General features: G+C 70.4%; 22 protein-coding genes. 14 read left to right on the top strand and 8 right to left on the bottom strand.

The features are described from left to right. Window positions 1–312: Scr1 family TA system antitoxin-like transcriptional regulator (locus ACWDKQ_RS09380; RefSeq protein WP_450138269.1), on the top strand; the 312-nt coding region annotated here is incomplete at its 5' end. A 292-nt stretch (window positions 313–604) separates the two neighbouring features. Here the strand turns inward: ACWDKQ_RS09380 and ACWDKQ_RS09375 are convergent. From ACWDKQ_RS09375 to ACWDKQ_RS09365, 3 genes are all read right to left on the bottom strand, one after another. After that, a complete protein-coding gene (locus ACWDKQ_RS09375; protein ID WP_450138276.1) occupies window positions 605–1,297 on the bottom strand; it encodes an MFS transporter in 693 nt (230 codons plus the stop codon). A 313-nt stretch (window positions 1,298–1,610) separates the two neighbouring features. After that, a complete protein-coding gene (locus ACWDKQ_RS09370; protein WP_450138275.1) occupies window positions 1,611–2,246 on the bottom strand; it encodes a Maf family protein in 636 nt (211 codons plus the stop codon). A 706-nt stretch (window positions 2,247–2,952) separates the two neighbouring features. Beyond that, window positions 2,953–3,129, bottom strand: coding sequence for a hypothetical protein (locus tag ACWDKQ_RS09365; protein WP_450138277.1), 177 nt, complete (start codon window positions 3,127–3,129; stop codon window positions 2,953–2,955). On the opposite strand from ACWDKQ_RS09365, the gene ACWDKQ_RS09360 reads away from it, so the two are divergent. The 9 genes from ACWDKQ_RS09360 (at window position 3,068) to ACWDKQ_RS09320 (ending at window position 10,150) form a co-directional block, all read left to right on the top strand. Further along, complete coding sequence (locus ACWDKQ_RS09360; protein ID WP_450138274.1) at window positions 3,068–3,271, top strand: hypothetical protein; 204 nt, start codon at window positions 3,068–3,070, stop codon at window positions 3,269–3,271. The two genes, ACWDKQ_RS09365 and ACWDKQ_RS09360, sit on opposite strands and share 62 nt — an antisense overlap. 59 nt (window positions 3,272–3,330) lie before the next feature. Beyond that, on the top strand, window positions 3,331–4,161 hold the full coding sequence (locus ACWDKQ_RS09355; RefSeq protein ID WP_450138268.1) for a biotin--[acetyl-CoA-carboxylase] ligase: 831 nt from the start codon (window positions 3,331–3,333) through the stop codon (window positions 4,159–4,161). A gap of 75 nt (window positions 4,162–4,236) precedes the next feature. Further along, window positions 4,237–4,758 carry a PH domain-containing protein gene (locus ACWDKQ_RS09350; protein ID WP_450138267.1) on the top strand — a complete coding sequence of 174 codons (522 nt, stop codon included), beginning with the start codon at window positions 4,237–4,239 and terminating at the stop codon, window positions 4,756–4,758. Then, the gene (locus ACWDKQ_RS09345) at window positions 4,758–5,726 is read left to right on the top strand and encodes a hydroxymethylglutaryl-CoA lyase (RefSeq protein WP_450138266.1); all 969 of its coding nucleotides are present in this window, start codon (window positions 4,758–4,760) and stop codon (window positions 5,724–5,726) included. The genes ACWDKQ_RS09350 and ACWDKQ_RS09345 overlap by 1 nt, the downstream gene beginning before the upstream one ends. Further along, entirely contained in the window at window positions 5,723–6,376 is a 654-nt protein-coding gene (locus ACWDKQ_RS09340; protein ID WP_450138265.1) for an adenosylcobinamide amidohydrolase, read from the top strand. The genes ACWDKQ_RS09345 and ACWDKQ_RS09340 overlap by 4 nt, the downstream gene beginning before the upstream one ends. Before the next feature lie 265 nt (window positions 6,377–6,641). Then, window positions 6,642–7,100 (top strand): YbaB/EbfC family nucleoid-associated protein, encoded by a 459-nt coding sequence (locus ACWDKQ_RS09335; protein ID WP_450138264.1) that lies wholly within the window; start codon window positions 6,642–6,644, stop codon window positions 7,098–7,100. Window positions 7,101–7,102: 2 nt separating this feature from the next. Then, window positions 7,103–7,423 carry a WXG100 family type VII secretion target gene (locus ACWDKQ_RS09330; RefSeq protein WP_450138263.1) on the top strand — a complete coding sequence of 107 codons (321 nt, stop codon included), beginning with the start codon at window positions 7,103–7,105 and terminating at the stop codon, window positions 7,421–7,423. Window positions 7,424–7,430: 7 nt separating this feature from the next. After that, window positions 7,431–9,848 carry a TNT domain-containing protein gene (locus ACWDKQ_RS09325; protein ID WP_450138262.1) on the top strand — a complete coding sequence of 806 codons (2,418 nt, stop codon included), beginning with the start codon at window positions 7,431–7,433 and terminating at the stop codon, window positions 9,846–9,848. Beyond that, window positions 9,845–10,150, top strand: coding sequence for a hypothetical protein (locus ACWDKQ_RS09320; protein WP_450138261.1), 306 nt, complete (start codon window positions 9,845–9,847; stop codon window positions 10,148–10,150). The genes ACWDKQ_RS09325 and ACWDKQ_RS09320 overlap by 4 nt, the downstream gene beginning before the upstream one ends. Before the next feature lie 130 nt (window positions 10,151–10,280). Here ACWDKQ_RS09320 and ACWDKQ_RS09315 read toward each other — a convergent pair whose 3' ends face one another. Then, window positions 10,281–10,487, bottom strand: coding sequence for a hypothetical protein (locus ACWDKQ_RS09315; protein WP_450138260.1), 207 nt, complete (start codon window positions 10,485–10,487; stop codon window positions 10,281–10,283). Between the two features lie 165 nt (window positions 10,488–10,652). Here ACWDKQ_RS09315 and ACWDKQ_RS09310 point away from each other — a divergent pair, with 165 nt between their 5' ends. Then, entirely contained in the window at window positions 10,653–12,305 is a 1,653-nt protein-coding gene (locus tag ACWDKQ_RS09310; protein ID WP_450138259.1) for a DUF2339 domain-containing protein, read from the top strand. 249 nt (window positions 12,306–12,554) lie between these two features. On the opposite strand, the gene ACWDKQ_RS09305 is transcribed toward ACWDKQ_RS09310, so the two are convergent. Together ACWDKQ_RS09305 and hisN are read right to left on the bottom strand one after the other, a co-directional pair. Next, on the bottom strand, window positions 12,555–12,674 hold the full coding sequence (locus ACWDKQ_RS09305; protein WP_450138258.1) for a DUF397 domain-containing protein: 120 nt from the start codon (window positions 12,672–12,674) through the stop codon (window positions 12,555–12,557). Window positions 12,675–12,759: 85 nt separating this feature from the next. Continuing rightward, window positions 12,760–13,533 (bottom strand): histidinol-phosphatase, encoded by a 774-nt coding sequence (gene hisN / locus ACWDKQ_RS09300; protein WP_450138257.1) that lies wholly within the window; start codon window positions 13,531–13,533, stop codon window positions 12,760–12,762. Between the two features lie 114 nt (window positions 13,534–13,647). Here hisN and ACWDKQ_RS09295 point away from each other — a divergent pair, with 114 nt between their 5' ends. Next, window positions 13,648–14,322, top strand: a complete 675-nt coding sequence (locus ACWDKQ_RS09295) for a response regulator transcription factor (protein ID WP_010315655.1) — start codon at window positions 13,648–13,650, stop codon at window positions 14,320–14,322. A gap of 6 nt (window positions 14,323–14,328) precedes the next feature. Then, a complete protein-coding gene (locus tag ACWDKQ_RS09290) occupies window positions 14,329–15,603 on the top strand; it encodes an ATP-binding protein (protein ID WP_450138256.1) in 1,275 nt (424 codons plus the stop codon). Between the two features lie 309 nt (window positions 15,604–15,912). On the opposite strand, the gene ACWDKQ_RS09285 is transcribed toward ACWDKQ_RS09290, so the two are convergent. Continuing rightward, on the bottom strand, window positions 15,913–16,440 hold the full coding sequence (locus ACWDKQ_RS09285) for a GtrA family protein (RefSeq protein WP_450138255.1): 528 nt from the start codon (window positions 16,438–16,440) through the stop codon (window positions 15,913–15,915). Window positions 16,441–16,489: 49 nt separating this feature from the next. Beyond that, on the bottom strand, window positions 16,490–18,949 hold the full coding sequence (locus ACWDKQ_RS09280; RefSeq protein WP_450138254.1) for a sigma-70 family RNA polymerase sigma factor: 2,460 nt from the start codon (window positions 18,947–18,949) through the stop codon (window positions 16,490–16,492). 225 nt (window positions 18,950–19,174) lie between these two features. On the opposite strand from ACWDKQ_RS09280, the gene ACWDKQ_RS09275 reads away from it, so the two are divergent. After that, window positions 19,175–19,948 (top strand): hypothetical protein, encoded by a 774-nt coding sequence (locus ACWDKQ_RS09275; protein ID WP_450138253.1) that lies wholly within the window; start codon window positions 19,175–19,177, stop codon window positions 19,946–19,948. The last annotated feature ends 43 nt before the right edge of the window (window positions 19,949–19,991 follow it).

Here is a 19,991-nt window from a genome sequence, read left to right as displayed (position 1 = left end):
GGTAGTCCTGGTACCGGGCGGGCGCTTCTTTGTTCGGGGTCAGGCGGACGGCAACAGCGGAGCTTCGACAGCGAACGCGCCGCGACCTGCATCCGCAACATCGAATTCGGCGTCGTGCCCGGACTGCTCCAGACCGCGGACTACGCCCGCACCGTGTTCCGCACCTATGCTGAGCTTCTCCAGGTGCCTGATTCGGATATCGAGGCGTCGGTGCGGGTCCGCATGCAGCGGCAACAAGTCCTATACCAGGGCAAAGACATCGAGATCATTGTCTCGCAGCACGCGTTACGACACCGGTGTTGCACCGGCTGACGCAATGCTCGGGCAACTCGACCGGCTCGTGTCCGCTAGCGACATCCCCGGATTGCGGTTCGGTGTGGTCCCCGAGTTCCGGCGACTGCCCAACATCACGATGAACGGCTTCATCACGGTGCCGGACACCTGCATTACCAATGAGGCGGCCCCGCGCGCCGGTTTGCCGCCGAGGGGCGCACGATCATCAAGCTGTTGGGGTCGAACACGATCTCGGAGGAGGGCACCCGCAAGCTGTCGTGGACGCGGGTCCTCGACGCTGCCGACCTTGAGGATTTACGCGGAATCGAGGTCACTGGGGTTCGCTGGTTGGCCGGGCTGCGGTCAGTGTTGCCGCCACGGTCGCGACGAGCAGAATGAGCACGGCCAGTCGTGCCCCGACTGCGTCGGCGTTGAGACTGAGCGTGACCAAAGATACACCCAGAGTGGTGCCCAGTCCGCGGGCCATGTTGACCAGTCCGCCGCCGGTGCCCGCAGTGCGTGCGGGGATCGCTTTCATGATCACGGTGTTGTTCGCGGGGGTGAACACGCCCAGGCCGAGACCCAGCAGCACCAGGAGCGGCACGAGCCAGCCCACGGTCAGCGGGACGACGAGCAGCGTGGCGAGCGCAACCACGCACACCACGCAGCCCGCCAGGCAGGTGTGTCGGTCGGTCATGGCGCGAGGTAGCGCGCGGCCGGTGGTGGCGGCGAGTGCGAACCCGGCTGGGAGTGCGGTGAGCACTAGGCCCGACACCGCTTCCGGGGTGCCCTGGTCGTGCAATACCAGGGGAACAAGCACCAGCGGCCCGAATAGGACGAGGTAGCCGCACAGCGCCCCGAGCAGTCCTGTCCGCACGGTCGGCTGGTGCAGCATGGCTCGGTCGATCAGCGGTGTGGAGGCGTAGTGCTGCCGGATGCCGAACCCAACGGCCGTAACCACAGCTACCGAGGACAGGGCAGCCACCGCCCAGTTGGGCAGGGGCAGCCCGGACGCAGACGAAATGGCCAGCAGTCCGGTGGTGGCCGTGTTCTGCGCAGCGGTGCTCGTCGCGGACTCGGACGGCTGGCGCGAGTTGTGCGCGTGGTGATGGGAGAGCGGATTCGCCGCTCGCCGGGGCAGCCGCTAGCGCGGGGCCGAACGCCCGATCACAGACAGACGGAGCTGGCCTGCCGTCGCAGATCGACGTTCAGGCGCGAAGTCAAGTACAGCCGTCGGAGGATTCCCATCGCGAATGTTTGCAAACCATGCGCGCGCGAAAACCAATACAGGAATAACAGATTTGTGTTCGTGTTCACCTGGGTGACGGGAAGCGGTGTCACTCGGTGTGCGGTGCGCTCCACAGCGTCACGACGCTGACGCCGACCTCGGCGAGGAGTTTGCGGGTCAGCGGCAGACTGATCCCAAGCACGCTGGACGGGTCGCCGTCCACGCCTTCGATGAACCAGCCGCCGAAGCCTTCGAGCGTGAAACCGCCTGCCACGTGCAGCGGTTCGCCGGTCTCCAAGTAGGCGTCGAGCTCGGCCTCGGTCGGCTCACCGAACCGCACGGTGGTGCTCAGGTGCCCCTGGGCGCGCGCGCTGATCTCGCCGTCCTGGAGCCGGACGATCGCGTGTCCGGTCAGCAGTTCCCCGCTGCTCCCGGCGTTCTGCGTCCAACGCTTCGCGGCGGCCTCGCGGGTGACCGGTTTGCCGACGATCTCCCCGTGCGCCATGAGCAGCATCGAGTCGCAGCCGACGATCACCGCGTTCGGTTCGGCTGCGGCGACGTCGGCGACCACGGCCTCTGCTTTCGCCTGCGCGAGCGCGCTGACCAGTTCGGCCGGGCTGGGATCGGGCAAGGTCGCTGCCACTGCGTCCTCGTCGACGCCGGAGACCTGGACCAGCGGCTCGATCCCGGCGGAGCGCAGCACGGAAAGGCGGGCGGGCGAAGCGGAAGCAAGCACGAAGCGCACACCGCCGATGCTAGTGCGTGCTGTTGCCGACGCCGCTGCGGTTCCGCCCTGGAGGCGGAGTCCGCCGAACGCGAGCGGTGAGCCCCGGTCGAGGTGCCAGCTCATGACCTCTTCTGGTTCCGGGGCGGGTCTTTCGGCGGTTGAGGCTGCTCCGAGCAGTGGTGTCCGGTTCGGTGTGAAAATCCTCAATGTCTTTGCCTGGACCGCAGTATCGCGAGCGGGCCGGTTTTAAATCTCCAGCGCTCTTCCCGCCATCGCCTCGGCTGGTCACCGGGCGGTGCCGCACGTCATCTCACCCCGGCGGCAGGCCGGACCATCGGTCTCTCCCGCGCACTCGCCTCGCCGGGTCGTGCGCGGGTGATCCCCGCACATGTTGCGAGGGAGACGACTATCGAGCCGGACAAGAACCACTCGGTTGATCGGCGCGGCCCTGCTCGCGGCTGGCACGCTCGCCGCGGTGGCGGTCCCGTTCAGTGCCGCACCGCTGTCTGATCACTTGTCCCCGGACCTCCTCGTTGCGATGCAGCGAGATTTCGGACTCACCGCGGAGCAGGCCCTGCACAGGTTGCCGCAGGAGGCCGACGCGATGCGGCTCGGTGAAGCGTTGCGCCAGTTGGCGGGCGAGGCGTTCGCCGGTTCCCACTTCAACGCCGCGCGGCGAACTCGTCGTCGCGGTGACCGACAGCGGTGCGGCGGAGACCGTTCGCTATTGCGGCGCCGACGCGGTGCTGGTGGCCAACGACGAGCGGGAGCTGGTAGTCGCGTAGTCCACATTGGACGACATCGAGGCGTCCGCGCCGCGCGCCGTCTCCGGGTGGTACGTGGACGAGCGGGAGAACGCGGCCGTCGTGTCGATCGACCGCACGCAGCGTGACGCCGCCACCGAGGACTTTCCTGGCGCGGGCGCTCGCGACCAGCGATTCGGTGCGGGTCCAAGAGGGCTCCGAGTCGCCGCGAACCCTCTACGACCTTGTCGGCGGGGACGCCTACTTCATGGGCGCCCGGCGGTCCGGCGTCCAAGGTGACTGTCGGCCCTCATCCAGTTCGATGCAGGAGCGGTCCAGCCGCGGCATAAGCTGGGGTGGTGGATGTTCCGGTTTTGCTGGATGGCGAGCGGTTGCGTGCTCGGTTGGTCGACGGCGGCCCTTTTGCGGCGCTCGACGTGGTGTCCACCACCGGGTCGACGAACACCGATCTGGTGGCCGCCACCGGGCGGGGTGCCGCCGACCGGACCGTGCTGATCGCCGAGGAGCAGCGGGCCGGGCGCGGGCGGATGCAGCGGCAGTGGGCGTCGCCGCGCGGGCACGGCTTATTCCTGAGCGTGTTGCTCCGGCCGAAGGTGCCGCAGACCGCGATCGCCTGGTTGCCGCTGATTGCCGGGGTGGCGCTGGCCGAGACCGTCGACCGCGTGACCGGGGTCCCGGCGACGCTGAAATGGCCCAACGACCTGCTACTCGGCGACGGCGGCGAGTGGTCGAAGGGTGCCGGGATCCTGGCCGAGGCGGTGGCCGGTCCGGACGGCATGGCGATCGTGCTCGGCATGGGGATCAACGTGTTCCAGCAGCGCGAGGACTTGCCGCGAGGTGCCGGCGGCCTGCCCGCGACATCGTTGGCTGCCGAGGGCGCCGAGGTCGATCGCGAGGAGTTCGCGGTGGCGTTGCTCACGTCGTTCGCCGAGGTCGACGATCGGTGGCGGGGCGCGGCCGGGGACGTGGTGGCCAGCGGTCTCCTGGACCGCTACCGGCGGCTGTGCAGCACCCTCGGGCAGCAGGTGCGCGTCGAACTCGGCGCGGATGACCAGCTGCGCGGCGTCGCGACCGACATCGACGAGACCGGTCGGCTCGTCGTCCGCTCCGCCGGCGGCGGCACCACCGCGGTGGCCGCGGGAGACGTGGTGCACCTGCGACGGGCTTGACCGATGTCCGCGTGATCGGACGAGCCCAGCCGGTAACGTGATCGGCAACCGGCGAAGAGGCTGAGGAGGGACCTGGTGGCCTACCCAGACGGCCTGCTCGGCGCGGACGAGCACGTGGTCGTGCACAATCACCCGCACTGGAAGATGCTGATCGTTCCGGTGCTGGTGCTCTTCGTGGTCGTCGGCGGCGGGTCCTACCTGGCGGCGCTGGCCGCGCCCACCTCCTGGTACCTGCCCGCCTGGATCGGACTGGGGGGCGGCGGCGCGGTCCTGATCATCTGGTTCACGCTGGCCCCGCTGGTGCGCTGGCGCACCACGCACTTCGTGGTGACCACGCACCGGCTGATGGTGCGCGAGGGCGTGTTCACGCGCACCGGTATCGACATCCCGATGTCCCGCATCAACTCCGTGCGGTTCCGGCACGGACTGTTGGATCGCATACTCGGCTGCGGCACCCTAGTCGTCGAATCCGCCTCGGACGAACCGCTGGAGTTCGACGACATCCCACAGGTGGAGCGGGTGCACACCTTGCTGTACCGCGAGGTCAACGACGACCCGCGGGACGACTGGGACTACCGCGCCAGGGAGGACGACTGATGGGGCCGCGTGAACTTGGACTGCCGATGCAGGTGGCCTCGCCGGAGCCGGGCGAGCTCCCGACCGAGGTGACGATCTGGGAGGTCGGGGCCCGCGACGGGCTGCAGAACGAGAAGGAAGTCGTCCCGGTCGAGGTCAAGCTGGAGTTCCTGCAGCGGATGGCCGGCGCCGGGCTGGGCGTGCTGGAGGCGACCAGCTTCGTCCGCCCGGAGTGGGTGCCGCAGCTGGCGGACGCCGCCGAGCTGCTGGCGGGGCTGCAGCGGGCGCCGGGGGTGCGCTACCCCGTGCTGGTGCCGAACGCGCGGGGCCTGGATCGGGCGCTGGAATCGGGTGTTCGCGACATCGCGATCTTCGCCGCGGCGACCGAGACGTTCACCCAGCGCAACCTCAACCGCAGCCTGGACGAGCAGTTCGCGATGTTCGACCCGGTGGTGCAGCGCGCGGTCGGCGAAGGGCTGGCCGTGCGCGGCTACGTCTCGATGTGCTTCGGCGACCCGTGGGAAGGCGCCGTGCCGGTCGAGCAGGTCGTTTCGGTGGGCAAGCGGCTGCTGGAGATGGGTTGCTGGCAGCTGTCGCTCGGCGACACCATCGGCGCGGCGACTCCCGGGCACGCCGAGGCCCTGGTTCGCGCGTTCGTCGCGGCCGGGGTCGGGGTGGACCGACTGGCGGTGCACTTCCACGACACCTACGGGCAGGCGCTCGCCAACACCTACGCGGCGCTCCGACTCGGCGTGTCCACAGTGGATTCTTCGGCGGGTGGGCTCGGCGGCTGCCCGTACGCGAAGTCGGCCACCGGCAACCTCGCCACCGAGGACCTGGTGTGGATGCTCGACGGGCTCGGCCTCAAGCACGGCGTCGACCTCGGGAAGCTCGTGGAGACCAGCGTGTGGATGGCCGAGCGGCTCGGCCGACCTAGCCCGTCCCGCGTGGTCAAGGCCCTGGGAACCGCCGAGGCTTCGGGTTCGTGAGCCCGCCGGCCGAAGCGCTGCACACGTTGCAGGGCCGGCCGCTGCTGGCCTGGCGCTGCGCCCGGCCGTGGCTGGCGATCTCGTCGGCCACCCACGGCGGCGGGATCGGCCCGCGGTCGTGGGTGCTCAACGCCACGGTGGTGACCGACTACGTCCATCCCGATCCCGCTGCCCACGTCGCCGAAATGGCCGATGAGCTCGGGTTGTCCGGCGACGGCGTCGGGTTGCTCACCGCCGTCGACGTGCGCCACGAGGTGACCTCGGTCGACGGCGGTGTGCAGGTGAGCGTGACCACCGGCGTCAGCCATCCCATCTGGGCCGCGGCACGCGAACCGGTGGCGCAGGCCTGGACGCCGGGCACGATCAACGCGGTGTGCTGGTCCCCAATGCGGCTCAGCGAGGCCGCGCTGGTGAACGCGGTCGCGACGGTCGCCGAGGCCAAGGCGCAAGCCCTGGTGGAGTTGGGTGTCGCGGGCACCGGCACGGTCACGGACGCGACGGTGGTCCTCTGCCCGCTGGACGGCGAACCCGAGCCCTACGGCGGCCCGCGCTCCCGCATCGGCGCCGGGCTGGCGCGCGCGGTGCACGCGGCCGTCACCGCAGGTCTGCGTGTCCAGCACCCGCGCCACCGCGAAGATCCGGACCGGTAACCACCCGGGAGTACCTGCGGGCGCTGTGACTGTCTAGCTGGCTGTGATCGGTGATTCCGGGGCGGATCGGACAATCCGGGTCTGATGGTCGGCCGGACGAAAAATCCCCCGACCGGCATGGAACCATCAGCGCAGCGGCGTGCGTCCAAGTCGCGACGTGCAGTCTGCGGTCACCGGCTGCGGACGACCGCTTGCCGTTGCCGACCGGATACCGGGCGCCGCGCGCCCGCGACGGAGCCGCCAGCGAACAGGGAGGGGAGCGGCCGTGTCGACCGACCACCGTGCCCAGGTAGCAGAGCTGATGGCGGACTACCGGCGAAGTCGGGAACGGCTCGCCGAGACGCACCACGACTTGTCCTCGATCGCCGAGACCGCTCGCTCCAAGGACGGCAGCGTGCAGGTCGTGGTCGGGCCGCAAGGCGTGCTGCGTGAAGTGGTCCTCGCCGACGACGTCTACGAGCGGCAGCGCCCGGCGCAGCTCGCCGCGACCATCGTGCAGTTGACAGCGGTGGCGGCGCAGGCGGCGTCCCACCGGGCGGCCGACGTGCTCGCCGAGGTGCTGCCGGCCGGGACTGATCCGGAGCTGCTGCTGGGCGGACACGCCGACGGCGCGTTGGATTCGGCACCGCGCAACGAATCGCGGCGCATCGACGACAATGACGATGACGATGACTTCTCGGATGCGAGCTGGCTGCGGCAGGGCCCGGCGGAACGGAAGTGGTGACGATGAGCGGCTTCCGAAGTGATCTCGGGCAGCTGACCAAGCACGCCGGGGAGTTCGGCGGCCTCGCCGGGCAGGCGCAGCGGATCGCCGACACCCTCCGCGAGGCACTGGACGCCGCCGGTGAATGCTGGGGCGGCGACGAAATCGGTGCGAGCTTCGCCCGCACCTACTGCGGGAGCGCCTACCAGGCGCTGGACGATCTCGGTGCGATGTCCGGGCGGCTGCGCGACATGGGCGAGAAGTTCGCCGCGACCGCCGCCACGACCGGACAGGCCGACGCCGGCAACGCCGACGTGCTTGGCCGACTATCCGGGTGGGGGTGACCGGCGCATGGGCATCGAACTTCCCGCCGAACTCCAGGATGTCGCGGCGCGGGCTGGCGCGAAGTGGCCGGAAGCCGACGAGGACAAGATGCGGGAGTCGGCGTTGGCGTGGCGAGACGCGGCGAAGTCGATCGAGGCGCTCACCAGTGCCGCCGACGGCACTGCGCAGGGCGCGCTCGGTGCGTTCGGCGGCGAAGCCGCCCAGGCGGCGCGCCGGGACTGGGACAAGTTGGCCGCCGACGACGGGGTGCTGCCGTCATCGGCCAAGCAGTGCCGAGCCGCTGCGGACCGCCTGGACCACGCGGCCGAGCAGGTCGGCGCGGCGAAAGTGCAGCTGGTGAGGCAACTGGTGGCGCTGGCGAAGCAGACAGACGCGGCCGAACAGGCGGCTGCCGCCGGGCATCCGCAGGCGCTGGCCGCGCTGGACTCGGCGTTGAATGGCGCGGCGGCGAACGTGGCGCAGGTCCACAACACGCTGACGTCGGCGGTGGACCTGGACAGCGGCGTGCTGGTGGAACCGCACGGCTCGCAAGGCCTGTTGTCCGCGGCCGGCGGTGCCCTGGGGGGAACATCGTCCACAGTGGATGCCGCTGTCAGCCACGGGGCTAATGCTGTGGCCGGGGCGGCCGGTGCTGTTGGCGAGACGACTTCGCATGGAGCTGCCGAAGGCGTTGGCCGCGTCGCCAACGAGACTGCTGACGGTGTCGGGCGGATCGCTGACGAGACCGTTGGTGGAGTTACGGAAGGCATTGGCCGGGCCGCGCACGACACTGTTGGGGACGTCGGGGGCGCGGTCGAAGGTGTCGGTCAATCTGCGCACGAAACAGTTGGGGGTGTGGCAGCAGGTGCGCACGGCGCTGTCGAAGGAGTTGCACGAACGGCAGGCCCCTGGCAGGGCGACGCCGAGCACACCGGCCCGGTCAAGGTTGATCCCGGCAGCTGGGTCCCAGGCCTCGCTGATGCCGGCACCGGCCCGATCCCGGTGATCGGCGACTCCGCCCGCCCGGGCTGGACGCCCGAAGGCGGCGACCCTGCCTCCAGTACCGCGCCGCACGAGGTGCACGCCGCCTGGGCTTCGCCGCCGGCTCCGCAATCGCCGCTGCCGGGCACGGCTGCGCCTCCGCAGGGTTTCGCTCCGCCGCCTCCGGCGGCGCCGGGCGGCCACTTCGTGGCGCAGCCCGGTGCGCTGGGCGCCCCGCCGGTGTCGGCTGCTCCGCCTCCGGCGGCCGCAGCGCGCCCACTGATGCCTCCGGTCGCTCCGCGTGGCCCGATCGCCTTCGGCTCTCCCGGCCCACAGGCGCCTCAAGCGCCGCAGCCTCAAACGTACAAGCCCCAGGCGCCACAGTTTCAGACTCACCAGCCGATGCAGCGCGCGCCGCTGCGTCCGCTTCCGGCTCCGGCGCAGCCGCCCGCTCCGGTGGTGCAGGACGCGCCGCAGCGCCCGTTGCGGCAGGGCAGCCGCAACGCGGACGTCGTCGCGTTCGTGCTGCACCAGTTCCCGATCGGCTACATGCCCGTCGCGGCGAGCAAGGCGAGCAGGCAGCTGCCGGTACCGGAGGCGGGCGAGGAGGACCGGCCCGGGTTGAGCTTCCCGCCGCAGGACCACCCGCAGTCGCACCTGGTGGACGACAGCGATGCGCTGGAGCGCGCGCGGTCAGCCGAGGTTTATGCGGCAGCGCGGCGCGATCGGGCCGAGCGGAGCGAGCCCGAGCAGTTGCCTGCGGAGCTCACCGAGGGCCACGAGCCGCTCGGCGAGCTCAGCGAGCCGGAGTGGGAGCGCCGGTTCTTGGCGCGCGCCGGCGAGCGGAGCGAGTACGCGTGGCCGCCGGCGGCTGAGTTACCGGAGGGCGGCGTGGAACCGGCGGAGCCGGTGGTGTTGGAGCCGGACACGGTGCTCGACTGCCTGGGCAGCGGCGACGGCCGCGTCTTGTTCGCCGCTGCAACGCCTTTCGCGCAGCGGTCGTTACCCGTCGCGTATGACGAGCGCGACTACCGGCGGTATCGGGTCATGCGCCCGCTGCCGGTGTGGCAGGCCGTTGCCGCGCCGTGGTTCGCGCAGCCCGGCGGCGGCATGCGCTACCGCGTGACCTATTCGCTGACCGATCTCGTCGGGCTCGGTTACCTGGTGGAGCTGACCAAGGCGCGGGAGTTCGCCGAGGCGGCGACCCTACGCATCGGCTGCGAGTATGCGCCAGACGAAATCGCCGGGTCGGTGGCTTCGACTGTTCGGCTCACGCGCGAGGCGGCGGCTTCGGCCGAGGACGGGAAAACCGCCGTGGCTTCAACCGAGCGGATGGCCAGGGAAGCTGTCGAGGTCAAGGCCGCCGAGGCGGGCGTGGCGTCGAAGCTGCGGATCGCGCGCGACGATGCGGGCGACGGTCCGGCGACAACTGATGGCGGGACGGCGCAGGAGGCCGCGAAGTGAACACCGAATCCGTGCTCGGCTGGCTCGTGGCGATGGGCGTCCCGGAGGACCTGGTGTCAGTGGGGGCCGAGGTTGACGATGCGTGGTGCGTGGTGCGCGATGAGGTCGACGGCGCGCCGGCCTGGGAGGTCTTCTGGCGCGAGCAGGGGAATCGCTACGACTGGGCGAGGTTCACCAGCGAGCAGGTGGCGTGCTTCTACCTGTTCGGCAGGCTCACCTGGACCCAGGCGTTGCGCGGCGCGGTCGGGCCGGTCTACGTAACCAGCACGCCGGCGAAGGGCACCCCCGCGCAGAGTGCGTGACCGGAGGACTCACGCTGCGGTCCCACGACCAGCGTCCGGCGCGCATCCGTACCAAGCTGTGATCGCATCTGAGTAGTGCTACCGATGCTGGTGCGTCGGAGTGCGCGCAGACTCCAGGACCATGTCGCAATCACAGCCCGGCGAAGCACTGCAACTGGTCGCAGGTGAGTTGCATGTCATCGGCCAGCGACTGACGTATCTGGGCAGCATGGTGCAAACGCAGATGCAGGCGCCACAACAGCTCCCGTACCAGCAACAGGTCGCAACGCAGCAGTATCCCGTTCCTCAGCCGCATCAAGCCACGTCCGAGCAGCAATCCGCCGTTGCGGAGCAACATCAGACTCCAGCACCACAGCATCCGGCGGGATCCGAGCAAGAACCTGCTGCGGCTGAGACTCATACTTCAGCGCAACAACCGTCCGCGATGCAGTATCCAGTTGCGCCCGGGCAGCAAATCGCTGCTGCGCAGCACTATCAAGCTTATGCGCAACAACCGGCCGCGATGCAGTATCCGGCATCACCGCCGCCATATCCGGGGTTGTCGCAGGTCCCGCCCAAGGATGCACGTCAGCGGTTCGGCGCGGACCTGGAACCGAGCCGTGTCCTGGCTTGGGTCGGCGCCGGGGTGACCTTGCTGGGCGTGGTGTTCCTGCTGGTGCTCGCAGTGCAGCAGGAATGGTTGGGGCCGGGCGCGCGGGTCGCTGGTGGCGCGGTGCTCGCCGCGCTGCTGGTCGCGGCCGGGTGGTGGATGCATCGGCGGTCCGCGGCCGACGAGTCGGGCGGGGCGGGCCGAATCGCCGGATTCGCCCTCGCCACAACGGGTTTCGGCGCGTTGTTCCTGGACGTGGTGGCGGCCACCGCGCTTTACGACTACCTGCCGGTGCCTACCGGGCTCGGGGTCGGCCTCGCGGTCAGCGTCGCCGGACTGGCGCTCGCGGATCGGTGGCGGGCGCAACCGTTGGCCCTCGGCGTGGTGCTCAGTTCGGCGATCTGCGCGCCGCTGATCACGCAGACCGCGGATTCGCTGCTCGTCGGCTTCGTCGTGCTGTTGCAGGTCGCGGCGACCCCGGTGCAGGTTCGACGGGGTTGGGCTGGCCTCGCAGTGGCGGCCGGAGTGCCCACCGTGCTGGCTGCGTTGGCAGCGAGCGTGCGGGGGATCTGGATTCACGACACCGCGCTCGTGGTTGCGGTATTCGCCGCCGCGGTGCTCGGCGTGGCAGTCGCGGCGATCACCGCAGGTGCCCGGCCGGATGCGGATGGGACGGCCATCGGTCTGCTCATCGCCGCACCGACGCCGGCCTTCCTGGCCGGGCCGCTGATGCTGGAGCGTCCGGCGGCGGGCGCGATCGGCACCGCAATGGTCGTGCTGCTGGCGGGAATCTGGGCGGCCGGGCGGTTCACGCCCGCGTTCCGGAACCGGTTGTCGGGCCGGTTCGTCGCTGCGGTCGGTGGGATGGCGGCGGTTGCCGCGGTGCAGACGACCCTGAGCTTCCTGGACTCGTCGAGTTGGGGAACGGCGCTGCTGTGTGAGGCGCTGCTGCTCGGCGTCGGCGGATTCCTGTTGCGCAGCCCGGGAGTGCTGCTCGGGGCGACGTGCTACGCGACCTTCGGGTTCCTGCTGGCGTTCTTCAACGAGCTGCCGATCACCGCACTCCTCTGGCACGACGGCGGCACCGGGCTCCGCGGCCTGCTGGCCGGCCTGCTGGTCGCGCTGGTAGCGGTGGCCCTGCCGGTCGCGGCGACTCGGATCGGGAAGCTGGCGGAACTGCCGGGGTCGCTGCCGCTGTGGGCGGCATCAGGACTGGCGCTGCTGTACGGAACGGCGAGCGCGACGATGGCGGCGTGCCTGTTGGTGAGCGACGCACGGGCGAGCTACCTAAGCGGCCACATCCTGATCACCCTCAGCTGGGTGGTGGCGGCGATCGCGTTGCTGCTGCGGGGAGTCCGGGTGATGCACCTACGGATTGCGGGACTGGTGCTGATCGCGGTGTCGCTGGCGAAGCTGCTGCTGTTCGACCTGGCAACCCTGGACGGCTTCGCCCGGGTGATCGCCTTCCTCTGCGCAGGCCTGATCCTCCTGGCGGCAGGCTCCGCCTACGCCCGCCTCCTAACCCGAGTCGCGGCCCCGCGGCCACCCGAAACCCCGGAGTCGTGATGGACGGTGAGGTTCGTGAGTGTGTTTTTGGGTGCTAGAAACTTTTGGGAACTCGTTCTGCCTTGAGGTTGCGGTGGCAGCCCCAGCAGGGGGCGGTCTGGTTGCGCCTCGCCAAGCGGTGTGCAGCGAACGGCCTGTTCACCTCCGATAGACGAGACGAACGGCCCGTTCGCTTCACGCCAGCACCTTCCAAAACGGCTATAGCGATCCAAAGCACTCCCGAGCTCTGAACCCGCCGAACGCGGTGGCTTACCGGTAGTGGTCAGCCTTGATGGCGGATAAGAAGCTTTGCCAGCGCCGGATGTTGAAGGCAAGGGTGCCGCCGTCGGGGTCTTTGGAGTCCCGTACGGCCGTCGTCTCCGGCGTCATCGCCACCTCGGCGCGTCAGCTTCCCCGACTGAGCGCCGGTCCCTCCGGCGGCCGGGCGTTCCCCCCGCGCCCGGCCGCCGGACCCCTACTTCTGCAGCAAGTTGAGGGCGTCCGAGTGCAGGTGGCCGTTGGTGGAGAGGGCGCTTCCGCCGTCGTAGCGGGGATTCCCCGACAGATCGGTGAAGGTGCCGCCCGCTTCCTCCACCAGGACCTGGGCCGCCGCCACGTCCCACGGGTTGACGATCGGCTCCGCGGCGATGTCGATCACGCCCTCCGCGACCAGGCAGTGGTGCCAGAAGTCGCCGAACGCCCGGTTCTCCCAGCAGGCGTCGATCAGCCGCAGGTAGGACTCCCGAGAGTGGTACTCCATCCAGGTGCCCAGGTGGGTCGTCGACACGTACGCGTCGGCGAGGTTCCGCACCCCCGACACCCCGATCCGCTCCGGCTCCGCGTCGCCGGTGCGGCACCAGGCGCCCGACCCGGCCGCCGCCCACCAGCGTTTGCCGAGCGCCGGGGCGGTGATCACGCCGACCACCGGTCGGCCGCCGTCGACCAGCGCGATTAGCGTCGCCCACACCGGGATGCCGCGCAGGAAGTTCTTCGTGCCGTCGATCGGGTCGAGCACCCACGCCCGGCCCGCCCCGGCGGTGCCGCCGCGCTCCTCGCCCGCCACCAAGTCGTCCGGGCGCTGCGCGCCGAGCACCTCGCGCACCGCGTCCTCGACCGCGAGGTCCGCGTCGGTGACCGGCGTGCGGTCGGGCTTGCGGTCCACGCTCAGGTCCCGGGCCCGGAAGCGGTCGACGGTGATCCCGTCAGCGACGTCGGCGAGGTGCAGGGCGAGGTCGAGATCGCTGGTCACGCAGGAACCCTAGCCCGCTGCCTCGGTGACCCGCGAAGGGCCCGCAACCAGGCGGGCCCGGCGAATCGCCCAGCGCGCCGGACGTGATCACCTGCGCCCTCTAGTCTGGAAGGCGTGAGCGTGGTGCTGCTGGCAGAAGACGACCCGGCCATCGCTGTGCCGTTGTCCAGAGCGCTGCAGCGCGAGGGCTATTCGGTACAGGTGATCGGAGACGGCCCATCGACGCTGCGCGCTGCCGCCTCGGGCGGGATCGATCTCCTGGTGCTCGACCTCGGGCTGCCGGAGATGGACGGCCTGGAGGTGTGCCGGCGGCTGCGGGCGCAGGGCCGCGGCCTCCCGGTGTTGATGCTCACCGCCCGCACCGATGAGGTCGACTTCGTCGTCGGCCTCGACGCGGGAGCTGACGACTACGTCGCCAAGCCGTTTCGGCTCGCGGAGCTGATGGCCCGGATCCGCGCCCTGCTGCGCCGCGGCGCCCCGGAGACCCTGGAGGCCTCCGGCGTACGGCTCGACCTGACCGCCCGCCGGGTGCTGGTCAACGAGCACGAGGTGCAGCTGGCGAACAAGGAGTACGAGCTGCTGCGGGTGCTGATGCAGCACGCAGGCCAGGTGGTGACCCGCGAGGAGATCCTCGAAGAGGTCTGGCCGGAGTCCGACCGCAAGGGCAGCAAGACGCTGGACATGCATATCTCGTGGCTGCGCCGGAAGCTCAGCGACAGCAACGGGCGACTCGACGAGACCCGGATCGCCACCGTGCGCGGCGTCGGGTTCCGCTTCAACGCGGACTGATCCGCGATGCGCCGTCGGATCCTGCAGGCCACGTTGCTCGCGGTAGCGGTCACCGCGGTCGTGCTCGGTCTGCCGCTGGGGTTCAGCGCACTGAAGCTCGTCCAGGACCTCACCGCAGGCGACCTGACCACCCGGGCGCAGCAGATCGCGACGCTGCTCGACGAGCAGATCGCCTCGCAGCGCTCGATCGACCTCAACGCGGCGCGGCTGGCGGTGCCCGACGGAGCCCGGCTGATCGTGCGCACGCAGGCGCACGACTACGTCTACGGCCCGGATCCCGGGCAGGATCCGCTGGTGGAGAGCGTGCCGATGGTGCAGAGCGGCACGGTCACGATCGCCGCGCCGAGCGCCTCGGTGCGCACTCAGCAACTCCAGGTGGCGGCGTTGGTGCTGATGCTGGTGGTGCTCTCAGCTGGAACCGGGATGATCGTCGCGACGCTCACCGCCCGACGGCTCGCCGACCCGTTGAAGCACGTCGCGGCGCGTGCGGCCCGGCTCGGTGCTGGCGATTTCCGCGCCGATCCGCAGCGGCACCAGGTCCCGGAACTGGACCGCGTCGCCGATGCGCTGGACGCCTCCGGCGCGGCGTTGTCGCAGCTGGTGCAGCGCGAGCGCGATCTCGTGGGCGACGTCTCGCACCAGTTGCGCAGTCGGCTCACCGCGCTTCACCTGAGGCTGGAGGCGATCGCTGCGGCGGACGACCCGGAGATCTCCGAGGAGGCCAGCGCGGCTCTTGAGCAGGCCGAAAGGCTCTCCGGGGTGCTCGACGACCTGCTCGCGGCGGCCACTGCGGCGCGAGCCCGGGACGCCGAGCCCGTGGACGTGTCCAACCTGCTCACCGATGTCGCGGGCGAGTGGCGGGAGCCGCTGAAGGCTGCTGGGCGGACGCTGCGGCTGAAGGTGTCGGAAGGCCTGCTCGCGCGGGCCACCCCCACGCGCCTGCGGGAGACGATCGGTGTGCTGCTCGACAACGCGCTGCGGCACGGCGAGGGAACCGTGATGCTTGCCGCGAGGCAGGGCGGCGGAACCGTCGTCGTCGAGGTCGGCGACTCCGGACCAGGCGTCCCGGATGCCCTGGTGCCGTACCTTTTCGAACGCGGCTTCTCGGGCAGGGGCTCGACCGGTGTCGGCCTGGCATTGGCCCGAGCGCTGGTGGAGGCGGACGGCGGGCGCCTGGAGCTGAGCCAAGCGCGCCCGGCGATGTTCGAGGTGTTCCTCCCGATCGCCCGAGCAGACGACATCCTCGGCGTCTCCTGGAACCGCGAGTCCACCCCCCGCTGACCCGGCACGGCACTCAACCGGAGAAGACCACGTCTTTCGCTGTTCAAAACCCGTGAGTGGTTTAGGGGCAGCGACAGGGGCTGATTGAGAACCCCTGCCTGGCGGTTCCGGTACTGACCCCATCGGGTGTGGCCCGACTCCGCCTCACCAGTCGGGGCGTCGGGCGAGCGGCCTGTTCATGTCGGTAGGTGGCGCGAACGGCCCGTTCGCACCAAACAGCACCGTCCAAAACAGCCTTTACAGCCCAAGGCACTCACGGCGGGGATCCGCTAACCGCAGCGCCAGGTGGGGCGAGTTCGCGAACAGTTCTCAGCGGGCCGAGATTCGGTCGCGGGGCGAGGGGCGGCGGGCGGGCTGCTCGGCGGGGAAGACCCACTTGCGAAACGCCCACCAGCGGAACGCCATGCCGACCAGCAGCCCGATGATCTGCCCCGCCGTGAAGTCGGCGATCTCCTCCACCAGCCGACTCGTGAAGGGCGTCTGCAGGTGCAGCACGTACCGCGATATCCACAGCGGCGCCGAGTAAAACCCGACCCCGATGCCGCTGATCACGAAGTACAGCGTCGCCTCGTAGTGCCGCCGCCGACCGCCGCGGGTGCGAAACGACCACTCCCGGTTCAGCACGTACGACACGATCGTCGCGACCAGCACCGCGATGACCTTCGAGGTGACGGGCTTCGGCGACAGGATCGTCAGCTTCAGCGCGTAGAAGATGCCTGTGTCGATGAAAAACGTGATCGCGCCGACGACCCCGAACTTGAGCAACTCGCGGTGCCGGATCGCGAAAGATCGGTACGGCTGCGGGATGCGCGCGAGTACCGAATCGACAGCGGACACGTCCCCGAGTCTACGGAGCTACTCCACCTGAGCGACTTCAGTCGGCGATTTAACTCGGTTGTGGGCGCGTCGTGGAACCCGTCGTAGAGCTGTTGAGCGGCGCGGTGCTGCTCGGCGGCGCTGACGTCGTCGGCGTCGTCGAGCTGGTGTGCGGCGTTGTGCTGGTCGGCGGCGTGCTGCTGGGCGGTGTCGACGTGGTCGGCTGCGTGGTGGTCAATGGCATCGTGCTCGGCGGAGCGGTCGTCGTAGTACTGCTCGATGGCGGGACCGGCTGCGACAAGTTCGACGGCCAAGCCCACCAGCAGTGCGGCGGGGTCCACGGCGGCCGGTCACCCCAGCCGTCCTCGTCCCACGGCGGGCGGTTGCCCCAGCCCGGCGGCCACCATGGGCACTCCAACGGAGTGCTTGTGGGTGTCGGGGTCGGCGCGGGAGGTTCCGGCGGTGCGGGCGGCACCCACGGGTACCAGAGCCGCACGGACACCGGGTCGCTGTCGCGAGCCGAACCCAAGGTCCCGGACACTGGGATCGTCACATCACGGATGATCCAGCGGTCGTCCGGCTCGGCCCCGGCCGGCATGGGCCCTGCCGGGTCGGCTTCGACGAGAGAAGCCCAGATCGGTTCCGGCCATGGGAAGCCGGGCAGGGCGCTGACCCAAACCTCGCTGTGGAAGGACTTGCCCGGGGCCAGCTCGGCGGCGCACCGGACCTGGCGTTGGTTTACGGGCTCGGCGGCGCACTTCGGCGACATCCCGGCCGCATGGACGCCCTCGGGCAGCTGGGCCACGGCTTCGGCGCGCCCGGTGCTGGTCCCGGTGTTGCGCACGTCGATCGTGATCCGGCTGCACAGCCACGGCGCGTGGTCCAAGGTGCCGGTTGCGCACAGCTGCAGCGTTCCCGGGTTCCAGGCGGAAGTCCGGACGTCCACGCCGTCCACCGGTGCCGGCGGGCGTACCACGACCGGAACCGTCGGCAGCCGCAGCTGGATCTCGGTACCGGCGTTGATGCGCGCCGTGATATCGCCGCCGGTGGCGGACTCGTCGGCCTGCACGCGGTAGTCGAAGACGAACGTCTCGCCGGGCCGGAGGCCGCGATCGGCGGTGCAGGTGATCGCGCTGGTCTGGTTCGTGCAGCTCACCGACGGCGCGTCCGGGGCTTGGGAGCGGGCGGGGGTCGATGCGACCCAGCTCTGCGGAGTGGTCGAGGCAGGCCCGGACCGCACGGCGGTCGGCAGCTGCGCGGACACGCCCGGCGGCAGCTTCAGCGTCGAGATGACCGGCTCGGACGGCCCGGAGCCGCTGTTGCTCACCGTGATCGGCAACGCCGCCGGGGCGCCCCCAGCGACCAGCTGGATCGGCCCACCCGGGCCCGAGGCGTTCAGGCTCGGTGTCACCGGCGGCGGTGCGGGCTGCGGAGCCGGTTGCTGCGGCGGCGGGGGCTTCGGGGCTGGAGGCTTGGGCGCCGCCGGAGCCGGGGACTGCGGAGCCGGAGGCGGCGACTGGAGCGCGGGTGGCGGAGTCGACGCGACGGGCACGGGCTGTTCCGTGCCGGAGGTCAAGGCGATGGCGATGGCTGCGGCGAGCACTGCGGTCGCCGCTCCGGCAGTGAGCGCTTGGCGGAGCGCACTGCTGCTCGCCGCGCCCGCAACTCCGGAGGCGTTACCGGCGGCGACCGCCGCACCAGCGGCCGTTCCTCCGGAGGAAGCGAGCGCGAGGTAACCGGTGACCGAACCACCGAGCATCAGCGGCGCGATGATGACCCGCAGTGCACCGTTGACGTCGGCGAGCTCGGCGGCCAGCGCGCGGCAGCGGTCGCAGCCGTCTAGATGCGCTTCGACCTGGGTCGTTTCCCGCTTGGACAGCCCGCCTCGGGTCCAAGCACCGAGCCGGTCGACGGCGGCCCGGCACTGCTCGACTCCGGACTCGGCGTCGTCCAGCTGCCCGAGGTGAACCTGCAGGTAGGCCTGGCGGAGTCCCTCGCGGGCCCGGTAGGCGAGTGCGGAAACCCCGTTGGGGGTCAGGCCGAGCAGCGGCGCCACCTGGGCCGGGGTCTGGCCTTCGACCTCGACGTGCCACAGCACGGTCTGCCAGCGTTCCGGCAGCCGCGCGAACGCCTGCGCGGCGAGCGTGCGCTCCAGGCCGGCGACCGCGGTGTCGGTGAAGGGCACGCTGACGTCGGCGCCGGACACCTCCGCGACGTCGTCGGCGAGCTGCACCTTGCGCTCCCGGCGGGTCCGGTCGTAGGCGGTGTGCCGCAGGGCCGTGAGCAGGTAGGCGCGGAATGCGGTGTTCGGCCCGCGACCGTCCCGTAGCGTGTCGAGCACCTTCGCGAAGGCCTCGGACACCAGGTCATCGGCTTCCGCCGGGGACTTCGCGACCTGCCGAGCCATGTTGTACGCGGCTGCCACGTGTCGCTCGTACAGCTGCGCGTAAGCCGTGGACGAGCCGTTGCGGACCTTTTCCAGCAGTTCACCGTCGCTGGGGCCCTGCACTTCCGCCGGGACTGTCGCCACGCCGCACCTACCTCCCCGCAGGGCGCTCGCCGTTTTCGTGTGTTCTAGGGAGCCATCCTCGCCAGATGACATGACGCGAAAAAGCTGAAGAATATTGTGATCTAGATCTTATTGGTCGCGCCATCAACTCCACCGTCATGGGCGACCCGCTGCTTCGTCCCATCGGCGGGTTGTTGAAGAGGAGGAGCGTTGAGCATGAGGGAGTGGCCGCTGCGGTGTGACGCAATGACCGACGAGGGACGGCGCAGGGCGCTTCGGTTGCGCTGGCGCACCGCGAGCCTAACTGCGGGGTGGCCGTTTCCGAGCGACTGGGCGTCGGATGCGGTCGACGCGGTGTGCTCGGCGGTCGTCGCGAAAGAAGACCTGGAGGATCCGCTGGCCGATCTCGGCGCGTCCCGAGCGGAAGCCGGTGTCGGGCTCGCCGGGACGTTGCAGGACCTCGCCGCGTTGCACGCGGTGTCGGAAGGCGAGCACGACGGGCTGGTGTCCGCCGACCCGGATGCGGTGCCGACGGCGATGGTTCGCGCCACCGCGCTGGGCTGGTCGGACGTGGTGGCCCGGATGTCGGTTGGCCGCGAGGTGGAGGACCCGCTCACCGGCCTGACCACTGCCAGCTACCTGCGCACCCGGCTGCACGAGGTCTACCGCGCGGCACGCGTGGAGGGGCGGGCAGCTGGTGATGGGCACGCCTTGGTGACGGTTTCGCTCGCCGTCAACGCCGACGACTACCCCCGGATGATGGCGATGGTGTTGATCGCCGACGCGCTGCGGACCGTGTTCGACGGCGGGGAGACGACATCGCTGCTGCGGTCCGCGACGGCAGTGGTGCTCGCGTCGCGCGACCGGTTGCTTCCGGCCCGCTGTCTCCAGGCGCGTTGGACCATCCAGCACCGCCTGGCGGTGGACCCGGCACTGCACGGTTGCGGGCCTTTGCTCTTGCGGGAGGAGCTCCTGCCGCAAGAGCACGACCAGGCCTGCGAGCTGCTGGCGTCCCTGTGACGGCAGTTTCAATTGAAACTGCGCAAGTCCTCCAAGTCGTCGG

The organism is Saccharopolyspora sp. NPDC000995, from assembly GCF_053599315.1.
This window is presented reverse-complemented; position numbering and strand designations above follow the sequence as displayed.

Coding starts and splice junctions, on each gene's coding strand:
- ACWDKQ_RS09345 (WP_450138266.1), top strand. CDS start 4,758: ATGGGGCCGCGTGAACTTGGACTGCCGATGCAGGTGGCCTCGCCGGAG.
- ACWDKQ_RS09330 (WP_450138263.1), top strand. CDS start 7,103: ATGAGCGGCTTCCGAAGTGATCTCGGGCAGCTGACCAAGCACGCCGGG.
- ACWDKQ_RS09325 (WP_450138262.1), top strand. CDS start 7,431: ATGGGCATCGAACTTCCCGCCGAACTCCAGGATGTCGCGGCGCGGGCT.
- ACWDKQ_RS09315 (WP_450138260.1), bottom strand. CDS start 10,487: ATGTTGCTCCGCAACGGCGGATTGCTGCTCGGACGTGGCTTGATGCGG.
- ACWDKQ_RS09310 (WP_450138259.1), top strand. CDS start 10,653: ATGCAGTATCCGGCATCACCGCCGCCATATCCGGGGTTGTCGCAGGTC.
- ACWDKQ_RS09305 (WP_450138258.1), bottom strand. CDS start 12,674: ATGACGCCGGAGACGACGGCCGTACGGGACTCCAAAGACCCCGACGGC.
- ACWDKQ_RS09290 (WP_450138256.1), top strand. CDS start 14,329: ATGCGCCGTCGGATCCTGCAGGCCACGTTGCTCGCGGTAGCGGTCACC.
- ACWDKQ_RS09275 (WP_450138253.1), top strand. CDS start 19,175: ATGACCGACGAGGGACGGCGCAGGGCGCTTCGGTTGCGCTGGCGCACC.